This window comes from Nioella sediminis (assembly GCF_001879695.1).
In the GTDB taxonomy this organism is placed as follows: Bacteria; Pseudomonadota; Alphaproteobacteria; order Rhodobacterales; family Rhodobacteraceae; genus Nioella; species Nioella sediminis.
Genome location: NZ_MNBL01000157.1, coordinates 1 through 271, shown reverse-complemented (window position 1 = coordinate 271; position 271 = coordinate 1). Strand labels below are relative to the sequence as shown.

The window sequence follows — 271 nt, the reverse complement described above, 5'->3', positions numbered from 1 at the left end:
CCATTCGTTGTCGTACCAGGCCAGCACCCGGACCAGGCGCTTGCCCGAGACCTTGGTCTGGTCGGGCGCAAAGATCGAGGACTGGGTGGTGTGGTTGAAGTCGATGGAGACCTTGGGCTCGGGATCATAGCCCATGACCATGCCCATGTAGCCATTGGCGGCCTCGGCGACGATTTCGTTCACGTCCGCCACGGTCACGTCCTTGCCCGCGACGAAGGTCAGGTCGACGGCGGAGACGTTCGGGGTGGGCACCCGCATCGCGGTCCCGTCG

General features: G+C 64.9%; 1 pseudogene. It reads right to left on the bottom strand.

Features of this window, described 5'->3' with window-relative positions:
• A pseudogene (locus tag BKY26_RS17565) lies at positions 1-271 on the bottom strand (glyceraldehyde-3-phosphate dehydrogenase); the annotation flags it as partial.